The 6,319-nt window shown below is 66.0% G+C and carries 7 protein-coding genes; 6 read left to right on the top strand and 1 reads right to left on the bottom strand.

Annotation, left to right across the window (positions count from 1 at the left end):
• Positions 1-53 precede the first annotated feature (53 nt).
• Entirely contained in the window at positions 54-1,019 is a 966-nt protein-coding gene (locus ACZY0B_RS26515; protein ID WP_463767212.1) for a LysR family transcriptional regulator, read from the bottom strand.
• A gap of 175 nt (positions 1,020-1,194) precedes the next feature.
• Here ACZY0B_RS26515 and ACZY0B_RS26510 point away from each other — a divergent pair, with 175 nt between their 5' ends.
• From ACZY0B_RS26510 to ACZY0B_RS26485, 6 genes are all read left to right on the top strand, one after another.
• Complete coding sequence (locus ACZY0B_RS26510; RefSeq protein ID WP_463767211.1) at positions 1,195-2,079, top strand: SDR family NAD(P)-dependent oxidoreductase; 885 nt, start codon at positions 1,195-1,197, stop codon at positions 2,077-2,079.
• 34 nt (positions 2,080-2,113) lie between these two features.
• Positions 2,114-3,241: a sulfotransferase family protein gene (locus ACZY0B_RS26505; RefSeq protein ID WP_463767210.1), complete on the top strand. Its 1,128-nt coding sequence runs from the start codon at positions 2,114-2,116 to the stop codon at positions 3,239-3,241.
• A gap of 25 nt (positions 3,242-3,266) precedes the next feature.
• Positions 3,267-4,331 carry a hypothetical protein gene (locus ACZY0B_RS26500; protein WP_463767209.1) on the top strand — a complete coding sequence of 355 codons (1,065 nt, stop codon included), beginning with the start codon at positions 3,267-3,269 and terminating at the stop codon, positions 4,329-4,331.
• A gap of 9 nt (positions 4,332-4,340) precedes the next feature.
• On the top strand, positions 4,341-5,162 hold the full coding sequence (locus ACZY0B_RS26495) for a mycofactocin-coupled SDR family oxidoreductase (protein WP_463767208.1): 822 nt from the start codon (positions 4,341-4,343) through the stop codon (positions 5,160-5,162).
• Positions 5,162-5,932 (top strand): SDR family NAD(P)-dependent oxidoreductase, encoded by a 771-nt coding sequence (locus ACZY0B_RS26490; RefSeq protein WP_463767207.1) that lies wholly within the window; start codon positions 5,162-5,164, stop codon positions 5,930-5,932. The genes ACZY0B_RS26495 and ACZY0B_RS26490 overlap by 1 nt, the downstream gene beginning before the upstream one ends.
• Positions 5,933-6,092: 160 nt before the next feature.
• A partial coding sequence (locus ACZY0B_RS26485; protein ID WP_463767206.1) for a cation transporter occupies positions 6,093-6,319 on the top strand: 227 nt, incomplete at its 3' end.

Raw genomic sequence — 6,319 nt, 5'->3', positions numbered from 1 at the left:
AATGACGACAGTCATGACCTTCTCCTTCCGCCTACCCGGCAGCGTAGCCCCGCCTAGTCCTGCGGCTCCGGAATGTTGGGATCCCACACCGGCGAGGGCACGAAGCGCGCGGGCCAAAAACCGGATTTGGTCAGCCGCGCGACCTCTTCACGCAGCACGATCCCGATTTTGGTCGCGAACTCGCGCGGCAGTTCCAGGGCGGCGGTCGCGCCCACGCCGAGCTGATGGTTGATTTCGGGCTCACAGATGGGTGCGCTGCGCAGCCGCCCAGCCTCGACGTCGGCGCCACACGCGGCCAGTGGCAGCACCGCGTATCCGAGCCCCGCCTCGACCAGGTGCTTGGAAACCTCCAGCGAATCCGTCGAAAAGCGGGCCGTGATAGCGACTTTCAGGCGCAGCGCGGTGTTCTCCAAAGTATTGCGAATCCCGGTCTGCGCGCTCGGCATGACGAGCGGCAAGGCGGCCAGGTCGGTGAACCGAACTGGGCTCGCGGGCGAGAGATCCGATGCGGGCCCCCCGACCAGAACGAGGTCCTCGACGAGGAGGTGGCGGTAGAAGAGCCGGTCGTCGGAGACCGGGTTGATCACCGCAAGGTCGATCGCACCTTTGAGCATGCGCTGCACCAGGTCGTCGGTCTCGGCCACGGCAAGGTGGAAGTGCACGTTCGGAAACGCCGCGCCAAGGCTGGCCAACAATGGCGCGGCCAGTACACCGGCGGCGGTGGGCACCATGCCGAACAGCAGTCCGCGTTCGATTCGCGCCAGCGGTGATCCCGCGTACCGGACCGCGAGTTCCAGCTGACGCAGCGGCGCGGCCGTCGACGAGCGCAAGCGTTCGCCCTCTTCGGTGAGATGCACGCCGCGGCGGGTCCGCTCAAACAGCGTGATGCCCAGGTCCTCCTCGAGCAGCCGGATCTGGCGGCTCAGCGCGGGCTGCGCGATGCCCAGCACTGCGGCCGCGCGTGAGATCGAGCCTTCCTCCGCGATCTGCAGAAAGTATTTGAGCCGGTGGGTGTCCATCGCTTCCAGATCTACCAGCCATACAAAACCGGCATGACTGGTTTCCCGAATTGGTATTACCTGACCGCCCCGATCCGGCCATATGGTCGGCGATGTGGGCATGGCGCCCCCGACGCGATGCCGCACGGGTCTGGCTGGCGACCGAGTCGAGCGGCTGAAAGGAAGATCGGCTTCAATGCAAAACGAGACGCCGCGCGACGATCAGGACTGGGTGCAACTGCTGGGATTGGACCGGCTGCCGGAGCACATCATCGGCAAGCGGGTGACCGAGCTGATGGACCTGTCCGGCAAGCGAGCGTTCGTGACCGGCGCCGGGGGCGACGGCCTGGGTCAAGCGATCGCGAACCGGCTGGCCGGCTGCGGCGCCGACGTGGCGCTGATCGGCCGGACCTTCGAGAAGGTCGAGCGCCGCGCCAAGGAGGTCGAGCAGCGCTGGGGTGTGCGGGCCATCCCCGTCAAGGCCGACATGTCCGATTGGGACGAGGTGCACGGCGCGGTCGCGCAGGCCCACGACGAACTCGGCGGCCTGGACATCATGGTGAACAATCCCGTGATGGTCGCCGCCGGCCCCTTCGAGAACCAGACCAAAGAGGAAATCGATTACACCGTCCTGGGCAGCCTCACGATGATGATGTACGGCGCGCACGCCGCGCTGCAGTACCTGCTGCCGCAGGGCTCGGGAAAGATCATCAACATCGGATCGGTCGGCGGCCGCATTCAGCAACGCGGACTGGTCGTCTACAACGCGTGCAAGGCCGGGGTCATCGGGTTCACCCGCAACCTCGCCCACGAAGTCGCCCTGCGCGGCGTCAATGTGTTGGGCGTCGCTCCGGGCATCATGATCAAACCCGAGATGCGCCAGTACCTGCTCGATCCGCAGGACGACAAGCAGCGCGCCGGACGCGGCGCCATCCACGAGGCGATCACCAACCAGGTCCAACTGGGACGCGCCTCGCTGCCCGAGGAAGCCGCCAACATGGTCGCGTTCCTGGCCTCGGAGGCCGCCGACTACATGTGCGGCCAGACCATCGATGTCGCCGGCGGCCAGTGGATGGGTTAGTCATGGCGGCAACGACTTTCGGATCGATCCGGCCGTGCTGACCACCGCCGAGATAACAGACGAGGCCAGCGCACAGACCGGGCTGGCCGACTTCGGCGAGGACTCCTACGCCGAAGGCCTCGACATCCTGCTCTGGGCGCTGCGGAACGAGGCGCGGCTGAACGACCGCGGCGAAGCGTTTCTGCATCAGCGCATCGTGGGCTATCTGTCGCAGCGCCTGCAGGTCGAGGATTGGTATCGCCGGCACCCGGAGATCGGCGACGTGCCGATCACCACGCCGCTGATCGGCCTGGGATTACCGCGGACCGGGTCCACCGCGCTGTCGATGTTGCTGGCGCAAGATCCCGACGTGCGGTACTTACGACGATGGGAATCGTCACAGCCATGTCCCCCGCCTTCCACGGTGCAGGGCGTGGACCCGCGCATCCCGACCGACAGGGGTGAGATGGTCGGCACCCGCCGCCACGTCCCCGGTGACACGCATGGGCCGATGGAATGCCACGAACTGATGGCACTCGACTTCAAGTCCCACATCTTCCAATCCTTCGCGGAGATCCCTTCGTATTCAACGTGGTTGGTTCAACACGCCGACCTCACTTCGACACTGCGATATCAGTGCCGAGTGATGAAGCTGCTGGCGTGGGGTGAGCCGCACCGCCCCTGGCGCCTCAAGTGCCCGTCGCACGTATTGTGGCTCGACGCCCTGGACGCGGCATTTCCGGACGCGCGGTTCGTGATGACGCATCGCGATCCGACCGATGTCATCTTGTCCGTCGCCGATCTGTATGCCGACATCATCGGGTCCTTCAGCTCCACGGTCGACCGCCCGTACATCGGTCGGCTCAATGTCGAGCATTGGTCGCTGGGCATACAGCGAGCACTGCAGTTTCGCGCCGCCGGCGCCGAGGATCGGTTCTACGACATCGACTTTCGCGCCATGCAGGACGATCCGATCGGCGAGGTCACCGGCTTGTACGCGTGGCTGGGGGCACCGGTGGGGGCGCAATTCGAAGCACAGATGCAAAGCTGGTGGACGCACGCTGCCGCTGAACGGGAGCCAAGCTCGCACGCCGACCCGGTGGAGTTCGGCATTGATTTCGACGACGTGCGGCCCCTGTTCGCCCGCTACGTGGACAGTGCGCGCCGCTGGACCGCGCACTGAAACGCTCACGAGCAAAGGACATTCGATGGCTGTTGACCTGACCGGGGGAATCGATCCGGCACGCGAATACCTGCTGGCGCAGCGACCGCAGGATCCCCAGATGCGCGACTCGGTGAGCTTCTGGGTCGTCGATGACCGGGGCGAGATCGGCTTGCCGCGCATCGGAATCGAAGCGGTGGGTGCGAATTGGGACTCTCACGACGTTCAAGTCAATGTCGCTTTTCCCGACGGCCGGGTCTACCGGCTACGGACCAACGGGCCCTCGCTGGCCGCCGAGGGCCCCGACGGACGCGCCGGCGTGTTGGGTGCCGGGGGTCTGGTGTTCCGCTGCATCGAGCCCTTCGACACCTGGACGATGTCGTATGACGGGCCGGCGGTGCAGACGTCGTCGGCTGACTTGGTCGACGGCAAGAAGGCGGGCCCGTCGGTCGACATCAGTTTCCGGGTCGAAGCCAAGATGGCCGTACCTCCCTGGGTGCAAGGAGCGCTGCAGGCCGACGCCGGCACACAGCTCGAGACCACCGCAGTGGGTGCCATCATGGGTGGCCCGCGCTACGAGCAATTATTCACCGCCACAGGCGAATTCCACGCCGCCGACAAAGACCACACCTTCACCGGTAGCGGTCTGCGGATCCGACGTACCGGCGTGCGCAAGCTCGCCGGATTCTGGGGCCACTCTTGGCAGTCGGCGGTGTTCGGCAGTGGGAAGGCGTTCGGCTACATCGCCTATCCCCCGCGGCCCGACGGGGAGCCCACCTTCAACGAGGGGTTCGTCTTCACCGGCGATGGCCCCCTGATCGCGGCACGGGTGGTGCAGGCGCCGTGGCTGACCCGGCTGCAACCACTCGGCGAGGACGTCTCGCTGGTGCTCGAGACCGCCGACGGAATCGTCGAGATCGCCGGGCAGACCGTGTTTTCCACGCACGACATCCATCACGACGACGACATGTACTCCATGAACGCGCTCAAGCAGGAGATGCCGAGCTTCCCGGCGCTGCAGCAGGCCGGCGTGCGCTATGCGTGGGATGGCGAACAGACCTACGGAATGCTCGAACGGTCCAATCCGCTCGACAAGATCGCGCGCGACTAGGAAGGGCCCATGAGCCAACTGATCCCAGGGAAGGTGGCGTTGGTGACCGGCGCCGCACGCGGGCAAGGCCGGGCGCACGCCGTGCGGCTGGCTGCCGAAGGTGCCGACGTGATCGCGGTGGATATCGCCGGCCCGCTGCCGTCCAGCGTTCCCTACGATTCGCCGACACCCGACGATCTGGCAGAGACGGCCCGACTGGTGAACGCTAGCGGCCGAAAAATCGTCACCGCACAGGTCGACATTCGCGACCTCGACGCCCTCAAAGCGGCCGTCGACCAGGCGGTCGGCGAGCTGGGCCGGCTGGACGTCATCGTCGCCAACGCCGGAATCTGCAGCCCGGCGCCGTGGGACCAGATCACCGCGCAGGCATTCCGAGACACCATCGACACCAACGTGATTGGCACCTGGAACACCGTGATGACAGGCGCACATCACATCATCGACGGGGGCCGCGGAGGGTCGATCATTCTGATCGGATCGGCCGCCGGCATCAAGATGCAGTCGTTCATGATCCATTACACGGCGAGCAAACACGCCGTCATCGGGATGGCACGCGCGTTCGCCGCCGAGCTCGGCCGCTACAACATCCGCGTCAACAGCCTGAACCCGGGAGCGGTCTCCACCCCGATGGGCACCGGTCGGATGCGCGAGGCGCTCCAGTCGGCCGCCGACGACTATCCACACCTGCGCGGCTTGCACAAGCCGCTGCTGCCCGAAGGCATCGCGCAGCCGGAGGACATCTCCGACGCGGTCGCGTGGCTGGCCTCCGACCAATCCAGATTGGTGACCGCAACCCAGGTTTCGGTCGACATCGGCGTGGGCTACGTCTGATGCGCGGACTGAAGGACAAGACCTTCCTGGTGGCTGGAGGTGCCACCGGGATCGGCGCGGCCACCGCCAGACGCCTCGCCGCCGAGGGCGCCCGGGTGGCCATCGGCGATATCAACATCGACGGCGCCACCGCGGCGGCCGCACAGATCACCGATTCCGGCGGCCGCGCCATTGCGATCGAATTCGACTTGGCCGATGCGAAGTCCGTGCAGAATCTCGTCGATCGGACCATCGGTGCGTTTGGTGGTATTCACGGGCTGCACAACGTCGGCGCGGATCTCTCGGAGGACAACCTCGGGCGCGACACCACGATCCTCGATACCGGCATGGACGTCTGGCAGCGCACGCTCGACGTCAACCTGCTGGGCTACGTCCGGACGATCCAAGCGGTCCTCCCCCACCTGCTGGAGGGAGGCGGCGGCAGCATCGTGAACACTTCTTCCGGCGCCGCACTCGGCAGCGATCCGCAACATGTCGCCTACGGCGCCTCGAAGGCCGCCGTCAACCACCTCACCCGCCACGTCGCCGTTAACTGGGGCAAGCACAACATCCGCAGCAACGGCGTCATGCCCGGTCTGGTGATGGGGGAGACCCAGGAACGGCAGAACGACCAACAGCTGCAGCAGGCCTTCCTGATGTTCGGCAAGACCACCCGGCTGGGCAAACCCGACGACCTCGCCGCGGTCACCACGTTCCTGCTCTCCGAGGAGGCCGAGTGGATCAGCGGCCAAGTCTGGTATATCGGCGGCGGTTCGCACCTCCGGCAATGAGGCGCGATGAGCGCCGGGCGCCCGGCACACACCCACGGTCGCCGACCAGGCAGAATCGTAGAGACATCTGGCAGTGACGCGGTCTTGACGGGAATACCCCCCACGGGTGTATAAGTTGAGTAGGCGTATGTACCCCTGGGGGGTATTTGGAAGGAGTGTCATGACCACGAGCGCGGTCGACAACCTGGAGCTCGACATCGCCGGGATGACGTGTGCCTCCTGCGCGGCCCGACTGGAAAAGGCGCTGAACAAACTCGACGGCGTGACAGCGACCGTGAATTTCGCGACGGAACGGGCCAGCGTCACCGTTCCGGCGGGATACGACCCGCAGTCGCTGGTCACCGAGGTCGAAAAGGCCGGCTACACCGCCGTTCTGCCGCAACAGCA

Source organism: Mycobacterium sp. IDUB_19 (genome assembly GCF_055419445.1).
Note: the sequence above shows the minus strand (reverse complement) of the source record. Positions and strands in the feature narration are given on the sequence as shown.

Excerpts from the sequence above, each read along its gene's own strand:
- ACZY0B_RS26515 (WP_463767212.1), bottom strand. The coding sequence starts at position 1,019 with ATGGACACCCACCGGCTCAAATACTTTCTGCAGATCGCGGAGGAAGGC.
- ACZY0B_RS26490 (WP_463767207.1), top strand. The coding sequence starts at position 5,162 with ATGCGCGGACTGAAGGACAAGACCTTCCTGGTGGCTGGAGGTGCCACC.
- ACZY0B_RS26495 (WP_463767208.1), top strand. The coding sequence starts at position 4,341 with ATGAGCCAACTGATCCCAGGGAAGGTGGCGTTGGTGACCGGCGCCGCA.
- ACZY0B_RS26510 (WP_463767211.1), top strand. The coding sequence starts at position 1,195 with ATGCAAAACGAGACGCCGCGCGACGATCAGGACTGGGTGCAACTGCTG.
- ACZY0B_RS26500 (WP_463767209.1), top strand. The coding sequence starts at position 3,267 with ATGGCTGTTGACCTGACCGGGGGAATCGATCCGGCACGCGAATACCTG.